We start from the raw sequence: 17,994 nt of genomic DNA, 5'->3' as shown, positions 1-17,994 counted from the left end.
CGGGCCGGAGCGGCTCGCCGGAGCGGGAATGGGAGGCACATGGACAAGGTCGTGGCCTCGGCGGCGGAGGCCGTCGCCGGTATCGGGGACGGCGCGTCGCTGGCCGTCGGCGGCTTCGGGCTCTGTGGGGTGCCGACGGTCCTGATCTCCGCCCTGTACGAGCAGGGCGCGCGGGATCTGCAGGTCGTCTCCAATAACTGCGGGCTCGACGGGAGGGGCCTCGGCCAACTGCTCGGCGCCGGCCGGATCGCCCGCGCGATGGGCTCCTACGTCGGGGAGAACAAGGAGTTCGCCCGCCAGTACCTCGCCGGGGAGATCGAGGTCGAGCTGATGCCGCAGGGCACGCTCGCCGAGCGGATGCGCGCGGGCGGCGCGGGCATCCCCGCCTTCTACACCCCCGCCGGGGTCGGCACGCAGGTGGCCGACGGCGGGCTGCCGTGGCGGTACGCCCCCGACGGCTCGGTCGCGGTCGCCTCGCCCGCCAAGGAGGTCCGCGAGTTCGGGGGCCGCGAGTACGTGCTGGAGGAGGGGATCCGCACCGACTTCGCGCTCGTCCGCGCGGCGGTCGGCGACCGGCACGGCAACCTGGTGTTCGACAAGGCCGCCCGCAACTTCAACCCGCTCGCCGCCATGGCGGGCCGGATCACCCTCGCCGAGGTCGAGCGGCTCGCCGAGCCCGGTGAGATCGATCCCGACGCGGTGCACCTGCCCGGCGTGTTCGTCCAGCATGTCGTGGAGCTGACGCCCGAGCAGGCCGCCGACAAGCCCATCGAGAAGCGGACGGTGCGTTGATGGCCTGGTCCAGGAACGAGATCGCGGCGCGTGCCGCCGCCGAGCTGCCCGACGGTGCCTATGTCAACCTCGGCATCGGGCTGCCCACGCTGATCCCCGGATACGTCCCGGAAGACCGGCACGTGGTGCTGCACGCCGAGAACGGCGTCCTCGGCGTCGGGCCGTACCCCACCGAGGACGAGGTCGACCCCGACCTGATCAACGCGGGCAAGGAGACGGTGACGATGCTGCCGGGCGCGGCCTGCTTCGACTCCTCGCTGTCCTTCGGCATGATCCGGGGAGGGCACATCGACATCGCGGTGCTGGGCGCCATGCAGGTCTCGGCTCGGGGCGACCTGGCCAACTGGTCGGTTCCCGGTAAGATGATCAAGGGAATGGGCGGGGCGATGGACCTCGTGCACGGCGCCCGCATGGTGATCGTCGTGATGGGCCACACCGCCCGCGACGGCAGTCCCAAGATCGTGGAAGAGTGCACGCTCCCGCTGACCGGGACCGGTTGCGTCGACCGGATCATCACCGACCTGGGCGTTCTGGACGTGACGGACGAGGGTCTCGTCCTGGTCGAGACCGCGCCCGGTGTCACGTCCGCGGACATCGCCGCCGCCACCGGTCCGGCGCTGGTCGAGCGCGCCCCGGCCCGGGCGGCCGCGGCAGGAGGGAGCAGGCCATGACACACCCGCCCTATCTGTACCCGGACTACCGGAGCACCGTGCTCCGCGCCCCGGCACGCGACCTGGTCATGCCGAAGCTCGGCCCGGACAGCGTCGAGCTGGCCTCGCCCGTCTTCGGGCACCATGAGCTGGGCCGGCTCGACGACGACCTCACCCGGCAGCACTCGGGCGAGCCGCTCGGTGAGCGGATCATCGTCACCGGCCGGGTGCTGGACGGGGCGGGCCGCCCCGTCCGCGACGCGCTGGTGGAGGTCTGGCAGGCCAACGCGGCCGGCCGGTACGCCCACCTGGGCGACCAGCATCCGGCGCCGCTCGATCCGAACTTCACCGGGGCCGGCCGCTGCCTGACCGACGCCGAAGGCCGCTACCGGTTCGTGACGATCAAGCCGGGCGCCTACCCGTGGCGCAACCACCCGAACGCCTGGCGGCCCGCCCACATCCACTTCTCGGTCTTCGGCACCGCGTTCACCCAGCGGCTGGTCACCCAGATGTACTTCCCGGGCGACCCGCTGTTCGCCTACGACCCGATCTTCCAGTCGATCCCCGACGAGCGGGCCCGCCGGCGGCTCGTCTCCCGGTTCGACATGGACACCACCGAACCGGAGTGGGCACTCGGCTACCAGTGGGACATCGTACTCGGCGACACCCCGATGGAGACCTGATGACCGCTCCCACCGACGCCGCTCTCTCGGACGCCGCTCTCCCCGAGACCGGACCGGCCGAGCCTTCGCCGTCGCAGACGGTCGGCCCGTTCTTCGGGTACGCGCTGCCCTACGCGTCCGGACCCGAGGTCGTTCCCGGCTGGCGGCCGGACGCCATCACCATCCGAGGCCGGGTGCTCGACGGTGCCGGACAGCCGGTGCCGGACGCGCTGGTGGAGATCTGGCAGCCCGACGAGACCGGCGAGATCCCGCGTCGCCCTGGGGGCCTCGCACGGGCCGGGCACGGCTTCGCCGGCTTCGGCAGGTGCGGCACCGACCCGGCCGGCGGCTTCTGGTTCACCACCGTCAAGCCGGGCGCGACCGGCGACGGCGCGCCCTACATCGCCATTCTGGTCTTCGCTCGGGGCCTGCTCAAGCCCGTCGCGACCCGCCTGTACTTCCCCGAGGACGAGGCCGCCCACGCGGGCGACCCGCTGCTCGTCGAGGTCCCGCCCGAGCGCCGCGCGACCTTGGTCGCCGAGCCGGACGGCGAGCGGGCGTACCGGTTCGACGTCCATCTGCAGGGGGAGCGGGAGACTGTCTTCCTTGGATTCTGAAAGCTCGGGAACCGCTGAGGGCTCAGGCCGACCGGCCGGCGGCCCGGCGCTCGACGCGGGCCTGCTGTCGCCCGTCCGCGCCGGGACGAAGGCCGAGGCCGCCACGGGCGATTCCGCCTACCTGACTGCGATGCTCGACGCCGAGGCGGCCCTGGCCCGCGCGCAGGCGCGCCTCGGCATCATTCCCGCCGGCGCGGCGCAGGCGATCGGCGCGGCTGCCGCGTCCGGGCGGGTGGACCTGGTGAGCGTGGCGCGGCGGGCACGCGGCTCCGGCAATCCGGTGGTGCCGTTGGTCGCCGACCTGCGGAAGCTGGCCGGACCGGCCGGTGGACACGTCCATAGGGGCGCCACCAGCCAGGACATCGTCGACACCGGCGCCATGATCGTCGCGGCCCGCGCCAGGCGCGTCGCCCTCGCCCATCTCGACCGGGCACTGGAGGCGCTGGCCGGGCTCGCGGCACGGCACCGCGACACCCCCATGGCGGGCCGCACGCTCGGCCGCCAGGCGTTGCCGACGACGTTCGGCGCCAAGGCCGCCGGCTGGCTGCTCGGCTGCCTGGAGGCCAGCGATCGGCTCGCCGCCGTCCCGCTGCCGGTGCAACTCGGCGGCGCGGCCGGGACCCTGGACGGCTACGGCGACCGGGCCTTCGACCTCGTCGCCGAGTTCGCCACCGAGACGGGCCTGGCGTGTCCCGTCCTGCCCTGGCACACCCGGCGGACGCCGGTCGCCGACCTCGCCGCGGCGCTGGCGCTGGTCGCCGGAGCCCTCGGCAAGATCGCCACCGATGTGTGGCTGCTCGCCCAGAGCGAGGTGAACGAGGTCGCGGAGGCCGCCGGGCCCGGCAGGGGCGGCTCGTCGGCCATGGCCCACAAGCGCAACCCGGCACTGGCGACGCTGATCCGATCCGCCGCGCTCCAGGTTCCGGCCCACGCCCAGATCCTGCTGGCCGCGCAGTCCGCGCCGCTGGAGCGGCCCGCTGGGGAGTGGCACGCCGAGTGGCAGCCGTTGCGCGAGTGCCTGCGCCTCACCGGCGGAGCCGCCGAGACCGCCGCCGAACTGCTCGGCGGCCTGGAGGTGCGCCCGGACCGGATGCGCGCCAACCTTGCCGGGCTCCTGGACGTGCTCGACGAGGACCCGCGCCCCGGCGCCGCACCCGCCCTCGTCGACCGTGCCCTCGACTCCTACCGGAGGAATCGCGCGTGACCCCGCCCGACCCGCCGCGGCACCGGCTCGACGGCCCGGGCGGCGCGCCCGTCGTCGTCCTCGGCCCGTCCCTCGGCACTTCGATGGACCTGTGGCTGCCGCAGTTGCCCGCGCTGACCCGCGATCACCGGGTGCTGCGCTTCGACCTGCCCGGGCACGGCGGCGCACCCCCGCCGGACGGACCCTTCACCGTCGAGGACCTGGCGGACGGGATCGCCGCCCTTCTCGACCGGCTCGGGATCGGCGAGGCCGCCTACGCCGGGGTGTCCCTCGGCGGCGCCGTCGGCGCCGCGCTCGCGCTGCGCGCGCCCGGCCGCGTGGGCAGCCTCGTCCTGTGCTGCACGTCCCCGCGCTTCGGTGATCCGGGGCCGTGGCGCGAGCGGGCCGCGCTCGTCCGGCGCGAGGGCGTCGGACCGGTCGCCGACACCGCCGCCGGACGCTGGTTCACACCCGGGTTCACCGGCGCGGACCCGTATGTGGCGATGCTCCGTGCCGCCGACCCCGAGGGCTACGCCGCATGCTGCGACGCGCTCGCGGGCTTCGACATCACCGACCGGCTGGCCGGTATCGGCGCCCCCACCCTGGTGATCGCCGGAGCGGAGGACCTTCCGACGCCGCCGCGGGGGCACGCCGACCGGCTCGCCGCGGGCATTCCGGGCGCCGCGCTGGTGGTCGTCGAGGGTGCCGGGCACCTCGCCAACGCCGAGCGGCCCGAGCCCGTCACCGCCGCGATCACAGCGCACCTCGACCGCACATGGAAGGGAACCCGCCGTTGAGCGAGGAGAAGGACATCACCGAGGCAGGACGCCACGCGCGCGGTATGCGGACCCGCCGCGAAGTGCTCGGCGACGCGCACGTGGACCGGGCCGTCGCCCGCACGGACGCCTTCACCGCCGACTTCCAGGACCTGATCACCCGGTACGCGTGGGGCGAGATCTGGTCGCGTCCGGGCCTGGACCGCAAGACCCGCAGCTGCATCACCCTCACCGCCATGGTCGCCGGGGGGCACCTGGACGAGCTGGCCATGCACGTACGCGCCGCCCGCCGCAACGGCCTGACCCACGAGGAGATCAAGGAGGTGCTCCTCCAGACGGCGATCTATTGCGGGGTACCGTCCGCCAACTCCGCTTTCGCCGTGGCCCAGCGGGTATTTGCCGAGGAGGAGTGAGGCCCGGGGCACGGTGGCCGGGCACGGCTGCCGGGAGGAGCATGGGGGAGCACGCGCGTCCGATCAGCGTGGCGGGCAAGGTGATGGCCATCCTCAACGCCTTCGCCCTCGGGGACGTGCGCCTCAACCTCAGCGAGATCTGTCGCCGGGCCGAACTGCCGCTCGCCACCGGCCACCGCCTGGTGCGGGAACTGGTCGCGGGCGGGTTCCTGGAGCGGGTGCCGGACGGGACGTACCGCATCGGCACGCGGCTGTGGCGCATCGGCAGCCAGGCACCCGCGGTCACCGGGCTCCGCGAGCTGGCGCTGCCGCACATGGAGGACCTGTACGAGGCCACGCACGACAACGTCCAGTTGGCCGTCCGGCGTGACCTGCGGGTCCTGGTCGTGGAGCGGCTGCGCGGCACGCGGTCGGTGCCCGTGCTGACGCAGGTCGGCCAGACGCTGCCGCTGCACACCACCGGCCTGGGCAAGGTGCTGCTCGCGCACGCGCCGGTCGAGGTGCGCGAGGCCGTGCTGGCGGGCGAGCTGACCCGCCACGCGGCTCGCTCCATCACCGATCCCGCGGAGCTGCGGCGCTGCATCGAGCAGGTCCGCCATTCGGGCTACTCGGTGACCCGTGACGAGATGACGCTGGGCGCCGCGTCCGTGGGCGTCCCGGTGCGCGATGCGGACGGCGAGGTGGTCGCGGCGCTGTCACTGGTCGCCCGGACGCGCAGTGCCGATCTGCGCCGCCTGCTGCCCCCCCTGACAACGGCGGCGCGGGCGCTGTCCCGAGACGTCGCCGTGCGCTGGCGGGGGCGTCCGGACATGTTCACCCCCGACCGGAACGCCAGGGCCTGACCCTGCGGCGATGCCCGCCGGCATCGCAACCGGGATGTCACCGGTCAGAAGACGAGGAGGCTCGATGCGTACCCAGGTCGCGATCATCGGCGGTGGCCCCGCCGGACTGCTGCTGTCCCATCTGCTGCACCGCCGGGGGATCGACTCGGTGGTGCTGGAGAGCCGCGACCGCGCGTACGTGGAGCACCGGCAGCGGGCCGGGATGCTGGAGCAGGGCACGACCGACGTGCTCCGCGAGAGCGGCGCGGGCGAGCGGCTCGACCGGGAGGGCCTCGTCCACCACGGGCTTGAGCTGCGCTTCGGCGGCACGGGGCACCGGATCCCGCTCACCGATCTGACCGGCCGGACCGTGACCGTCTACGCCCAGACCGAGATCGTCAAGGATCTCGTCGCCCTGCGGCTGGCGGACGGCGGCGACGTCCGGTTCGAGGCGGAGGTCCTCGGAATCGACGCGTCCGCGCCCAGCGTGACCTACCGGCACAACGGCCGGACACACACCCTGGACTGCGATTTCATCGCCGGCTGCGACGGGTTCCACGGGGTCGGCCGTTCCGCGGTCCCGGGGCTGCGGACGTTCTCCCGCGAGTACCCGTTCGCATGGCTCGGCATCCTGGCCGACGTCCCCCCGTCCACCGACGAGCTGATCTACGCCAACCATGGTCGCGGGTTCGCGTTGCACAGCCTGCGCTCGCCGAAGGTCAGCCGGCTCTACCTCCAGGTGTCCCCGAAGGAGGATCTCGCCTCCTGGCCCGACTCCCGCATCTGGGACGAGTTGGCCGCCCGGTTCGCGACCGACGACAGCTGGGAACTGCGCCAGGGCCCGATCACCGACAGATCGATCACCCCGATGCGCAGCTTCGTGGCCGAGCCGATGCGCCACGACCGGTTGTTCCTGGCCGGCGACGCGGCGCACATCGTCCCGCCGACCGGAGCCAAGGGCCTGAACCTGGCGGTATCGGACGTGATCATCCTGGCGCGGGCGCTCACCGAGCGGTACGCGTCCGGGTCGCAGACCCTGCTGGACGCCTATTCGGCCACCTGTCTGCGGCGCGCCTGGCGGGCGGAGCACTTCTCGTACTGGATGACCACGCTGCTGCACGTGGATCCGTCCGCCGACGAGTTCGGGCACCGGCTCCAGCGGTCGCAGCTCGACTACGTGGCCTCCTCCAAGGCCGCCGCGACGTCGCTCGCCGAGAACTACGTCGGACTGCCGCTCGACTAGCCGTACCGCCCCTGAGAGGTTGGTCACGGCGCGGGCGGCGGGAAAGAGATCCAGGTCACGTGTTCTGGCAGTCGCTGAAATTTTGCGTACTATGCACGTTCCTTTACGGTAGGAGCCCTGCCCGCCGCCTCGCCCGCCGCCGCGCGGGCGGATGCGCACCGCCCGGACCTGGAAGGACGGCACATGAGGCTCATTGAGCAGCCGCCCCGCCCGGCCCGGGCGCTCACGCGGCTGCGTAGACCGGGGACGCCACCGGGGGACCCGCACGGCGGGCCTGGCGGGCGGCCGCGGCCCGTCCGGGAGCTCGTGCTGATCGCCGTGCTGTTCGGCGTCTACAAGATCGGTCGGGTGCTGGCCGCCGGCCGGGTGTCGGAGGCTTTCGGCAACGCCCATCGGATCTGGGACCTCGAACGGTCCCTGGACCTGCCGAGCGAGACCGGTCTCCAGCAGGGACTGTTGCAGAGCGAACTGCTCGTCCACGCGGCCAACTGCTACTACGCCTACGTTCACTTCCCGGCGATGGCGGCGTTCCTGCTGTGGGTGTACCTGCGGCGCCCCGTCCACTATCGGTGGATCCGGCGGACCCTGGTCGCGCTGACCGCCGCCGGCCTGGTGCTGCACCTGCTCGTCCCGCTCGCCCCGCCGCGGATGCTGACCCGCACCGGGCTGATCGACACGGCCGCGAGGTTCGGACCCGCGGTGTACGGGGCACCGGAATCGGACACGATGGCCAACCAGTACGCGGCCATGCCCTCCCTGCACATCGGATGGGCCGCCGTCATCGCGCTCGGCCTCATCGTCAGCTCCCGGACCCGGTGGCGGTGGCTGTGGCTCCTGCACCCGGCCGCCACCGTCGCGGTCGTCGTCGCCACCGCGAACCACTACTGGCTGGACGGCGCCGTAGCGCTGGCGCTGCTGGCGGTCACGGTCCCGCTGCTCACACCCCCCGCCCGAACCTTCGCACGGAACGTTCCAGACTCCTAGGCCCTCGCTCACCGTGGCCTCGGGTATCACGCGAGCGCGCTACCTGAGCGGCGGGGCGAAGCCAGAGGCGAGCTCCGCCGCGAAGATCGCGAAGCGATGGAGCGCTCGCCCCAGCGGGGTCACGGGCGAGCCACCCGGCGAGCCCTTGGGCCGGGATCGCAGGCAACACAGCCTTAGGCGCCCGGCTCGGCTCCCAGGGTGTCGAGCAGCTCCGTGACCGGCTGTAGCTTCTCGTAGAGCAGCAGCACGGGCTCACCCGGCCCCGCGATGTCCAGCGCGGAGGTCAGCGCGCCCTTCAGATCGCCCGCGGGATGGTGGAGGACGTCCGGCCGCGCCTCGCGCAGCCCCTCGACGATCAGCCGGGTCATCTCGCCCGATCGCCGGCCGCGCAGGTCCTCGTCCTCGTAGACGACGACGCGCCCGAACGTCCCCGCCAGCGCCCGCGCCGTCTCGCCCACCAGCTCGTCGGACCGGTCGCCCGGCAGCGTGACGGCCGCGACGCCGGACCGTCCCCAGCGCCGCTCCACGAAGGCGCCCATCGCGCCGACCGCCGCGGGGTTGTGCGCGTAGTCGACCAGGACCGGGTTGGACCCGACCTGGTACACGCATCCCCGTCCCGGGTTGCGCGTGTGCGGCTCGAACGTGCGCAGCGCGGCCGCCAGCACCTCCACCGGGACGCCGAGGGCGCGGGCGGCGGCGACCGCGGCCAGCGCGTTGGCGACCACATGGCGGGCGTGCCCGCCGAACGCGCCCGCCACCTCCGCCACCGGCAGCACCCGGGTGCTGTGGTCACCGCACACCTCGGTCAGCCAGCCGTCCTCGACGAGGTGGGCGGTACCGCCGCCGCGCAGGTGCGCGGCCAGGGGCGGTGCGTCGGCCGACAGCGCGAAGTAGCGCACCACCGGCTCCCGCCCGCGGACCGCACGGCGCTCCGCCAGCCCCGCCGAGGCCGCGTCCTCGGCGTTCAGGACCAGATGCCCGCCCCGGCGGATCTCCTCGGCCACCAGCGCCTTGATGTCCACCAGGTCGTCGACCGACTCGGTGTCGTCCACTCCGAGGTGGTCGCGGGTGATGTTGGTGATGACCGCGACGTCCGCGCGGTCGTAGCCGAGGCCACGGCGGATGATCCCGCCGCGTGCCGTCTCCAGCACCGCCGCCTCCACCGACCGGTCGCCCAGCACCATCTCGGCCGACCGCGGCCCGGACGCGTCGGACCGGTGGACGAGACGCCCGCCCACGTACACGCCCTCGGTGCTGGTCATCCCGGTGCGCAGGCCGCTCAGCTCCAGCATGTGAGCGATCATCCGTACCGTCGTGGTCTTGCCGTTGGTGCCGGTGACCGACACCACCGGCACCCGCGACGGTGATCCCTCGGGGTACATCAGGTCGATGATGTCGCCGGCGACGTCTCGTCCGGGGCCCTCCCAGGGGGCCAGGTGCATCCGCAGCCCCGGCGCGGCGTTGACCTCCAGGATCCCCGCGTTGCCGGGCTCGGCGGGCGGCGGGGCGCCGATGTCGGGCAGCCGCAGGTCGATGCCGCACACGTCCATCCCGACCGTCGCGGCGGCGCGCCTGCACATCTCCGCCACGTCGGGGTGGACGTCCCCGGTCACGTCCCGGCTGGTGCCACCGGTGGACAGGTTGGCGTTGCGGCGCAGCCAGACCGTCTCCCCGCTCGCGGGGACGGTCAGCGGACCGTGCCCCTGCCGTGCCAGCAGCTCCAGCTCGGGCGGGCCCAGCGCGAGCCGCGTCAGCGGCCGGTCATGGCCCTCGCCGCGTGCCGGGTCGGCGTTGACCCGCTCAACCAGGGCGGCGACCGTCGCGTCGCCGTCGCCGGTCAGGCACGCGGCGGTCAGCTCGGCGGCGGCCGCCACCCGCCCGCCGACGACCAGGACCCGGTAGTCCTTGCCCGGGACGTAGGCCTCGACGATCACCTCACCCTCGTCGCCGGAGGCGGCCCCGAAGGCCGCCACGACCTCCGGCGGGCTCGTCAGCCCGATGTGCACCCCCTCGCCCTGGTGCCCCGACAGCGGCTTGACCACCACCGGGCCGCCGATCTCGCGCAGCGCCTCCAGCGCCTCGGCCGACGACGCCGCCGTCCGCCCCGCCGGGACGGGCAGCCCCGCGTCGGCGAGCAGCCGGTGCGCGAGCCGCTTGTCGGCCGCGACCTCCATCCCGATCGCCGACGTCCCGTCGGTCATCGCCGCCCAGACCGTCCGGCGATGCCGTCCGTACCCGAGCCGGAGCAGGTTCAGGTCGCCGACGCGGCGGACCGGCACCCCCCGGCGGCGCGCCGCCCGTGCCAGGGCCGAGGTGCTCACGCCGAGCCGCCCGGCCTCGTACTCCGCGGCGACCGACGCAAGGTCGGCGCCGGGGTCGGGCACCCGGCCCGCGAGCGCGCCGTTGACGATCCGGACCGCGAGCGTGATCAGCTGCTCCACGACCGTCGAGCCGGACGGCTCGTCGCGCGGGCACTCCAGGATCACCTCGTAGTCGCCGGGGCCGCCGGCGAGCACCGTCCGGCCGAAGTACACCTCCCGGCCGATGAGGCCGGACAGCTCCAGCGTGACGTGCTCGGTGACGTGGCCGAAGTAGGTGCCCCTGGCCATCGCCTCCAGCAGCCCGCCCGGTCGTCCGGCCGAGCAGTGGTGCGAGGTCAGCCCCGGCAGCGCCGCCACCAGCCGGTCGGCGAACCCGGGATGGTCGGTGGTCTCGTGGCCGGTGAGGCCCTGCAGGTCCAGCCGCGCTATCGCGACGGGACGGGAAAGGTAGATGTTCGGGCCGCTCAGGCGGCGCACATGGTCGAGCCGCACGGGCTATTCCTCCTCCGGGCCGCGCATGGTGCCGATGGCGGGCAGCTTGTCGTTCATCTGGAACGAGCAGCCCGCGGGTAGCAGGTGCAGCGACACGTCGAACATCGCCATCGGCTCGTCGTCGGAGGCGGCATAGGCGACCGTGGACTGGCCGGCGTCCACCACCGTGACGACCCCGGTGCCGACGACGTCGAACTGGCCGTCGCCCACCACGATCGCGGTGTCCTCGTCTATCCCGACGCCGAGCAGCCTCGTGTCCAGCGCTATCCCGCTCATCAGCCGCGGCAGGCGGCCGCGCTCGTTGAAGTGCATGTCGATCAGCACGTTGTCCAGGAGCGCGAGGCCGGGGCCGACCTTCACGCTGGAGGCGGCGACCTCGTGGCCGTGCCCGCCGAGGATCATCCAGTGGCCCATGGCGGTGGCCCCGGCGCTCGTCCCGGCGATGACCAGGCCCTCCTGGTCGAGCCGCCGCTTGAGCAGCTCGTTGGTCCGGGACCCGACCAGCGTGCGAATCCGCGACTGGTCGCCGCCGCTGAACAGCACGCCGGTGGCCGTGTCGAGGGCGCGCAGCGTCGCCGCGTCGTCGGCGGCGGCGCGGCCCAGCAGCCGAAGCTCCCGGACGGAGGACACGCCGAGCCGGCCGAACACGGCGGTGTACTCGTTAGCGACCTCCTCGGGCACCTCGGTCGCGGTGGTCACCACCACGACTCGCGCGTCCTCACCGCCCGCCAGCTCGACGAACGTCTCCAGCGCCCCGGACCCGCAGGTCCGGTTCTCCGCGCCACCGATGACCAGCAGCCGGCCCTTGCGTCCGGCACCCCCCTGTTTCTCTCTCACATCCCGTAGCTACCCTTTGATCACACTAGGTAGTCTTTCGATCGCGCGGAGCATTCATCACAAGTGCGAATGAACGTCCGTTCATGCACCGCTCAAGGCGTTCACCGAGCGCGAACCGCGGCTGTTCGTCCGCCTGGCGATGATGCCCGTGGTCGGCGCTGGACGTGGCAGGGGAATCCTCACGGTCGTCCCGACGCTGAAGTCTTGTGTGGAAGATGACCGCTTTATGGCTTTCGCCTGCCATGAGAGGCTGGAGATCATTGGACGCATCGTCGAACGAGGGGCGCCCGGCCGTGAGTGACATTCCCCGCCGCGCGGTGACGCGCACCGCCAAGCTCGCGACGCTGCCCCTCGGCTTCGCCGGGCGCACCGCCCTCGGCCTCGGCAAGCGCACCATCGGCCGGCCCGCCGAGGCCGTCGCGCTGGAGGTCCAGCGCCGCACCGCCGAGCAGCTGTTCGCGGTGCTCGGTGAGCTCAAGGGCGGCGCCATGAAGGTCGGACAACTGCTGTCGATCTTCGAGGCGGGGCTCCCCGAGGAGATCGCCGGACCGTTCCGCGCGAGCCTGACCCGGCTCCAGGAGGCCGCACCGCCGATGCCCGCCGCCACCACCCACCAGGTCCTCGCCGAGGGCCTCGGGCCGGACTGGCGCGAGGCGTTCGCCGAGCTCGACGACCGGCCGGCCGCCGCGGCGTCCATCGGCCAGGTGCACCGCGCGGTCTGGCACGACGGCCGCGCCGTCGCGGTGAAAGTGCAGTACCCCGGCGCGGCCCAGGCCGTGATGAGCGACTTCAACCAGATTTCCCGGCTGAGCCGCCTGTTCACCCCGCTGTTCCCCGGTGTCGAGGTCAAGCCCGTGGTCGCCGACCTGAAGCGGCGGCTGGAGAAGGAACTCGACTATGTCGACGAGGCCCGCGCGCAGACCGCCTTCCACGACGCCTACGCGGGCGATCCCGACTTCCTCGTGCCCGCCGTCGTCGCCCAGTCGGGCAATGTGCTGGTCACCGAGTGGCTGGAGGGCACTCCGCTCGCCCAGGTGATCGCCGGGGACGACCAGGAGCTCCGTGACCACGCCGGGCTGCTGCTGTTCCGCTTCCTGCTGTCCGGCCCGTCCCGCTGCGAGATGATCCACATCGACCCGCACCCGGGTAACTTCCGGGTGCTGGACGACGGGCGCCTCGGCGTCATGGACTTCGGCGGCGCGGCCCGCGTTCCGGCCGAGCTGCAGTGGTCGATCGGCCGCCTGCTGCGCATCGGGACCCTGGGCGACCCCGGGGCGATCGTCGAGGCCCTCCGCGAGGAGGGATTCCTCGCCCCGGACGGCGATGTCGACCCCGAACAGGTCGCCGCGCTCGTCGCCCCGCACGCCGCGCCGTTCGCAACCGAGCGGTTCCGCTACTCCCGCGCGTGGCTGCGCGAGCAGACCGCACGTGGGTTCGGCCTCGCCTCCGACATGCGGCCGGGCGCGCTCGCGCGCCAGTTCCGCCTGCCACCGCAGTACCTGGCCGTCAGCCGCGCGCTGTCGGGCTGCGGCGGCGTCCTCTGCCAGCTGGAGGCCGAGGGGCCGTTCCGGGCGGAGGCCGAGCGGTGGCTGCCCGGCTTCACCGGCGACGGGGACCCGGACGGGAACGAGGAGGCCATCGCCTGATCCGCCGCCCCCGCCCGCGCGGGGTGTCAGGCGAGCGCGTCCGCCTCTTCCGCCTCCACCTGGCGGTTCCACTCGCGCTTGGACGACTGCCATCCGTCCTCGTCGCGGCCCTTCCGCCAGTAGCCGGAGATCGACAGCCGCTCCATCGGCAGCCCCCGCTCGACGCGCAGGTGCCGCCGCAGCGTCTTGACGAAGTTGGCCTCGCCGTGCACGAACGCGTGCACGTCCTCACCGGGGAAGTCGAGCTTCTGGACGGCCTCGACCAGCAGGTCGCCGACCTGGCCGCCGCCGCGGTGCAGCCACACGACCGCGGCGCCGTCCGGCGCCGCGAGGGGCTGCTCCTCCTCCGGCCCGATGACCTCGATGAACACCCGCGCCGGCGCCCCCGCGGGGAGCCGCTCCAGCGCGGCCGCGATGGCCGGCAGCGCGCTCTCGTCGCCGACGAGCAGGTGCCAGCCGGCATCGGCGCTCGGCGCGTAGCCGCCGCCCGGCCCGTTGAAGTAGATCTCCTCGCCCGGCTGGACGCGCGCCGCCCACGGCCCCGCGAGCCCCTTGTCCCCATGGTGAACGAAGTCGATCGCCAACTCCGCGGCGTCGGCGTCCCACGAGCGGACGGTGTAGGTCCGCGTGCTCGGCCACTGCTCGCGCGGCATCTCCGCGCGGACCAACTCCATGTCGAACGGCTCCGGGTAGGTGACCCCCGGCTGCGGGAACAGCAGCTTCACGTAGTGGTCGGTGAACTCTCCCGCGCCGAACCCCGCCAGTTCCTCGCCCCCGAGGACGACCCGGATCATGTGCGGCGTGAGACGCTCCGTGCGCAGCACCTTGCCCCGGTGGAGTTTCGGCTTCCTGCGCGCCGGTTCATTCGCCATGCAGACCCTCCCGTAATCGAACGTTATTTAGGTAACCCTAACCTGTTCTGATTTCGGAGTGTTCCCCGGCGTATGCCGGGAACCGCCCTGCGGTCTGCGTGGACGCGGGTTGCGTAGGGGGCATAGCCACCCACTTGCCGAGGTTGCCGGACGTCTCCGGATGCTTGCCCGGGCAACCCTGCGGAAGGAGTCGTGTGCGGTACGTTCGTGGGCACCCGCGCGTACCCCTCAGCCGCCCGTGCCGCCGGAGGAACCATGTCCGTGCTCGCCCAGCTTCTCGCCGCTGTCGCCGGGGGATCGGTCGAGGTCGTCGACCTGACCGCCCCGCTGTCGGAGCGGACCCCCGTCCTGAGGCTCCCGGAGCCGTTCGCCAACACCGTTCCGTTCTCGCTGCGGGAGATCAGCCGGTACGACGACCGGGGTCCCGCCTGGTACTGGAACGACATTGTCACCGGCGAGCATGTCGGCACCCATTTCGACGCACCCGTGCACTGGGCCACCGGACGCGACGGGGAGGACGTCTCCCAGGTCCCGTCCCGGCGCCTGGTCGCCCCCGCCGTGGTGCTGGACGCGTCCGCACGCGCCGCCGCCGACCCCGACTTCCTCCTGGAGATCGATCACGTCCGGGACTGGGAGCGGGAGCACGGGGCGCTCCCCGACGGTGGCTGGCTCCTCTACCGGACGGGCTGGGACGCGCGATCGGGGGACCAGGACTCCTTCCTCAACGCCGACGACACCGGCCCCCACACCCCGGGGATCTCCGCCGAGTGCGCCCGCTGGCTCGCCGAGGAGACCCCGCTCATCGGCCTGGGCACCGAGACGGTCGGCACCGACGCGGGTGCCGCGCACGGGTTCGATCCGCCGTTCCCGTGCCACTCCTTCTTCCTCGGCGCCGGCAAGTACGGCCTCACCCAACTCCAGAACCTTGCGCGGCTCCCGGCGCGCGGCGCGGTGCTCCTCGCCTCGCCGCTGCCCATCGTGGGCGGTTCCGGCAGCCCCGCCCGCGTGCTCGCCCTGGTGGAGCGATGATCGTCGCGGAGGCGGTGGGGGAGGCCCTCGCGCGGCTCGGCGCCCGCACCGTCTTCGGGGTGGTCGGCAGCGGCAACTTCCATGTGACGAACGCGCTCGTCGCGAACGGCGCCCGGTACGTCGCGGCCCGGCACGAGGGCGGCGCCGCGACGATGGCCGACGCCTACGCGCGGGTCACCGGCGGCCTCGGCGTGGTGTCGGTGCACCAGGGACCGGGCCTCACCAACGCGCTCACCGGTATCGCCGAGGCCGCCAAGAGCCGCACGCCGCTGCTGGTACTGGCGGGCGAGGTCGCCGCCGCCGAGGTCCGCTCCAACTTCCGCGTCGACCAGGCCGCCCTGGCGGCGGCCGTCGGGGCCGTCCCCGAGCGGATCCACTCACCGGACACCGCGCTGGCCGATGTCACCCGCGCCTGCCGTACCGCCGTCGCCGAGCGGCGCACCGTGCTGCTCGGGCTGCCGTTGGACGTGCAGGGCGCCCAGCACCCCGACCCCGCTCCTCCCGAGCCCCCGCCCGGGGGCGCCGCCGGCGTCCCGGCCGGGTATCGGCCGCGTGTGTCGCGGGTGCCGCCGCTGCCCGTTCCGCCGGCGGGGGCGATCGCCCGGCTCGCCGATGCGCTCCAGGACGCCGGGCGGCCGGTGTTCATCGCCGGACGCGGCGCGCGGCTGTCAGGCGCGGGCGAGGCTCTCGCCGGGTTGGCCGGGCGCGTCGGCGCGCTACCGGCGACGTCGGCCGTCGCGCGCGGGCTGTTCGCCGGGGACCCGTTCGGCCTGGACGTCAGCGGCGGGTTCGCCACGCCCGCCGCGGCCGAGCTGATCCGCGGCGCCGACCTGATCGTCGGCTGGGGCTGCTCGCTGAACATGTGGACGACCCGGCACGGCGGCCTGGTCGGCCGGGACACCACGGTCGTGCAGGTGGACGTGGACGCCCAGGCCCTCGGCGCGCACCGGCCCGTCGACCTCGGTCTGATCGGCGACGTCGCCGAGACCGCGCTCGCCGTCACGGCCGAGCTGGAGGAGCGCGGGCACTCCGCCACCGGGTACCGGACGGAGGAGGTCGCGGCGCGGCTCGCCCATGAGGGACGCTGGCAGGACGTCCCCTACGAAGAGCACCCGGACGGCAAGGGCGGGGACGGCGCCCGTATCGACCCCCGGACGCTGACGATCGCGCTGAACGGGCTGCTGCCCCGCGAGCGGACGGTCGCCGTGGATTCCGGAAATTTCATGGGCTATCCGGTGATGTTTCTTGACGTTCCCGACGCCGACGGGCTCGTCTTCACCCAGGCGTTCCAGTCGGTCGGGCTCGGCCTCGCCACGGCGATCGGAGCGGCCGTCGCCCGGCCCGACCGGCTGACTGTCGCCGCGCTAGGCGACGGTGGCGCACTGATGGCCGCGGCGGAGTTGGAGACCGCCGTCCGGCTCGGGCTCGGGTTGCTCGTGGTCGTCTACGACGACGAGGCGTACGGGGCGGAGGTGCACCACTTCGGTCCGCAGGGCCATCCGCTCGACACGGTCACCTTCCCGCCCGCCGACCTGGCCGCGATCGGCCGCGGGTTCGGTTGCGCCGCCGCCACCGTCCGGCGTTCGGTCGACCTCACCACGGTTGCGGACTGGCTGGGGGGACCCCGCGACCGGCCGATGGTCGTGGACGCCAAGATCACCCGTGGTCGGCCGGCCTGGTGGCTGGAAGAGGCGTTTCGCGGTCACTGACCGTGTTTCATGTTTCACGGAGGGGAATGCTCTGCCCTACGTCCTATCCGGAGGGGGAGAGATGACGCGTGGGCTCCGACTGCCGGAACTCGTCTGTGAGATGGCCGCCGAGTTCGCCGGCACGATGATCCTCCTCCTCTTCGGGGCGGGCGTCGTCGCCCAGGCCGTCGCCGGTAGCGGCCTCGGCGACCCGCAGAGCCTCGGCGGGCACGACAGCATCGCCTGGGCCTGGGGCATCGGTGTGACGCTCGGTGTCTACGTCTCGGCACGGATCAGCGGCGGCCACATCAACCCCGCCGTCACCTTCGCCCTCGCCGTGTACAAGGGGTTCCCGTGGCGCAAGGTGGGACCGTTCTGGGCGGCGCAGATCGCGGGTGCGTTCGTCGCCGCGCTGATCGTCCGGTGGAATTACAGCGAGGTGCTCGCCAAGTTCGACCCGGGCCACACCCTGAAGTCCCAGGGCGTCTTCTCGACCCTGCCGGGCAACGGGGAACTTCCGATCGGGACGTGGGGCGCGTTCCGCGACCAGGTGATCGGCACCGCCATCCTGCTGTTCGTCGTGCTCGCCCTCACCGACCTGCGCAACTCGCCGCCGCTGGCCAACATGACCCCGTTCATCATCGGCCTGCTGGTGGTGGCGATCGGCATGGCCTGGGGGACGAACGCCGGCTATGCGATCAACCCCGCCCGTGACTTCGGGCCGCGCGTGGCCCAGTACCTCACCGGGTACGGGGACGCGTGGCGGGACCAGAACGGCGACTTCTACTTCTGGGTGCCCATCGGTGGTCCGCTGATCGGCGGCGTCGTCGGAGCCGGGCTGTACCTCCTGCTCATCGGACGCAACATCCCCGAAGAGGATCAGGGGCCCGGCGGCGCCGAGCCGCGGCCCGAGTACGACGTCCCGTGACGGGCCCGTCCCGTCCCGCGCCAGGAGAAAGGCAGGGCCC

The 17,994-nt window shown here is 73.3% G+C and carries 17 protein-coding genes; 14 read left to right on the top strand and 3 right to left on the bottom strand.

Annotated elements, in window-relative coordinates:
• Positions 1-39: 39 nt before the first annotated feature.
• From AMA02S_RS34370 to AMA02S_RS34330, 10 genes are all read left to right on the top strand, one after another.
• A complete protein-coding gene (locus AMA02S_RS34370; protein ID WP_067467313.1) occupies positions 40-792 on the top strand; it encodes a CoA transferase subunit A in 753 nt (250 codons plus the stop codon).
• A complete protein-coding gene (locus AMA02S_RS34365) occupies positions 792-1,463 on the top strand; it encodes a CoA transferase subunit B (protein ID WP_067467310.1) in 672 nt (223 codons plus the stop codon). The genes AMA02S_RS34370 and AMA02S_RS34365 overlap by 1 nt, the downstream gene beginning before the upstream one ends.
• Positions 1,460-2,125 (top strand): protocatechuate 3,4-dioxygenase subunit beta, encoded by a 666-nt coding sequence (gene pcaH, locus AMA02S_RS34360; RefSeq protein WP_067467307.1) that lies wholly within the window; start codon positions 1,460-1,462, stop codon positions 2,123-2,125. Before AMA02S_RS34365 ends, pcaH begins: the two co-directional genes overlap by 4 nt.
• Positions 2,125-2,721: a protocatechuate 3,4-dioxygenase subunit alpha gene (gene pcaG / locus AMA02S_RS34355; RefSeq protein ID WP_067467304.1), complete on the top strand. Its 597-nt coding sequence runs from the start codon at positions 2,125-2,127 to the stop codon at positions 2,719-2,721. The genes pcaH and pcaG overlap by 1 nt, the downstream gene beginning before the upstream one ends.
• Positions 2,711-3,925 (top strand): 3-carboxy-cis,cis-muconate cycloisomerase, encoded by a 1,215-nt coding sequence (gene pcaB, locus AMA02S_RS34350; RefSeq protein WP_084265914.1) that lies wholly within the window; start codon positions 2,711-2,713, stop codon positions 3,923-3,925. Before pcaG ends, pcaB begins: the two co-directional genes overlap by 11 nt.
• On the top strand, positions 3,922-4,701 hold the full coding sequence (gene pcaD, locus AMA02S_RS34345) for a 3-oxoadipate enol-lactonase (protein ID WP_084265913.1): 780 nt from the start codon (positions 3,922-3,924) through the stop codon (positions 4,699-4,701). Before pcaB ends, pcaD begins: the two co-directional genes overlap by 4 nt.
• Positions 4,698-5,093 (top strand): 4-carboxymuconolactone decarboxylase, encoded by a 396-nt coding sequence (gene pcaC, locus AMA02S_RS45200; protein WP_369688426.1) that lies wholly within the window; start codon positions 4,698-4,700, stop codon positions 5,091-5,093. The genes pcaD and pcaC overlap by 4 nt, the downstream gene beginning before the upstream one ends.
• A gap of 41 nt (positions 5,094-5,134) precedes the next feature.
• Positions 5,135-5,935: an IclR family transcriptional regulator gene (locus AMA02S_RS34340; protein ID WP_067467300.1), complete on the top strand. Its 801-nt coding sequence runs from the start codon at positions 5,135-5,137 to the stop codon at positions 5,933-5,935.
• A gap of 64 nt (positions 5,936-5,999) precedes the next feature.
• Positions 6,000-7,157 (top strand): 4-hydroxybenzoate 3-monooxygenase, encoded by a 1,158-nt coding sequence (locus tag AMA02S_RS34335; RefSeq protein ID WP_067467297.1) that lies wholly within the window; start codon positions 6,000-6,002, stop codon positions 7,155-7,157.
• 183 nt (positions 7,158-7,340) lie between these two features.
• Positions 7,341-8,141: a phosphatase PAP2 family protein gene (locus AMA02S_RS34330; RefSeq protein ID WP_084265911.1), complete on the top strand. Its 801-nt coding sequence runs from the start codon at positions 7,341-7,343 to the stop codon at positions 8,139-8,141.
• A gap of 173 nt (positions 8,142-8,314) precedes the next feature.
• Here the strand turns inward: AMA02S_RS34330 and cphA are convergent, their stop codons facing one another.
• On the bottom strand, positions 8,315-10,954 hold the full coding sequence (gene cphA / locus AMA02S_RS34325) for a cyanophycin synthetase (RefSeq protein WP_067467291.1): 2,640 nt from the start codon (positions 10,952-10,954) through the stop codon (positions 8,315-8,317).
• 3 nt (positions 10,955-10,957) lie between these two features.
• On the bottom strand, positions 10,958-11,791 hold the full coding sequence (locus AMA02S_RS34320) for a cyanophycinase (protein WP_067467287.1): 834 nt from the start codon (positions 11,789-11,791) through the stop codon (positions 10,958-10,960).
• A 293-nt stretch (positions 11,792-12,084) separates the two neighbouring features.
• On the opposite strand from AMA02S_RS34320, the gene AMA02S_RS34315 reads away from it, so the two are divergent.
• On the top strand, positions 12,085-13,437 hold the full coding sequence (locus AMA02S_RS34315) for an ABC1 kinase family protein (protein WP_067467438.1): 1,353 nt from the start codon (positions 12,085-12,087) through the stop codon (positions 13,435-13,437).
• A 26-nt stretch (positions 13,438-13,463) separates the two neighbouring features.
• Here AMA02S_RS34315 and AMA02S_RS34310 read toward each other — a convergent pair whose 3' ends face one another.
• On the bottom strand, positions 13,464-14,309 hold the full coding sequence (locus tag AMA02S_RS34310; protein ID WP_067467284.1) for a siderophore-interacting protein: 846 nt from the start codon (positions 14,307-14,309) through the stop codon (positions 13,464-13,466).
• 255 nt (positions 14,310-14,564) lie between these two features.
• On the opposite strand from AMA02S_RS34310, the gene AMA02S_RS34305 reads away from it, so the two are divergent.
• The 3 genes from AMA02S_RS34305 to AMA02S_RS34295 all read left to right on the top strand — a co-directional run bounded on the left by AMA02S_RS34305 (position 14,565) and on the right by AMA02S_RS34295 (position 17,954).
• Positions 14,565-15,338: a cyclase family protein gene (locus tag AMA02S_RS34305; RefSeq protein WP_067467281.1), complete on the top strand. Its 774-nt coding sequence runs from the start codon at positions 14,565-14,567 to the stop codon at positions 15,336-15,338.
• Positions 15,335-17,047, top strand: a complete 1,713-nt coding sequence (locus AMA02S_RS34300; RefSeq protein WP_067467278.1) for a thiamine pyrophosphate-binding protein — start codon at positions 15,335-15,337, stop codon at positions 17,045-17,047. Before AMA02S_RS34305 ends, AMA02S_RS34300 begins: the two co-directional genes overlap by 4 nt.
• Before the next feature lie 61 nt (positions 17,048-17,108).
• Positions 17,109-17,954, top strand: a complete 846-nt coding sequence (locus tag AMA02S_RS34295; RefSeq protein WP_067467275.1) for an MIP/aquaporin family protein — start codon at positions 17,109-17,111, stop codon at positions 17,952-17,954.
• Positions 17,955-17,994 lie beyond the last annotated feature (40 nt).

The organism is Actinomadura macra NBRC 14102 (assembly GCF_001552215.1).
In the GTDB taxonomy this organism is placed as follows: Bacteria; Actinomycetota; Actinomycetes; order Streptosporangiales; family Streptosporangiaceae; genus Spirillospora; species Spirillospora macra.
Note: the sequence above shows the minus strand (reverse complement) of the source record. Positions and strands in the feature narration are given on the sequence as shown.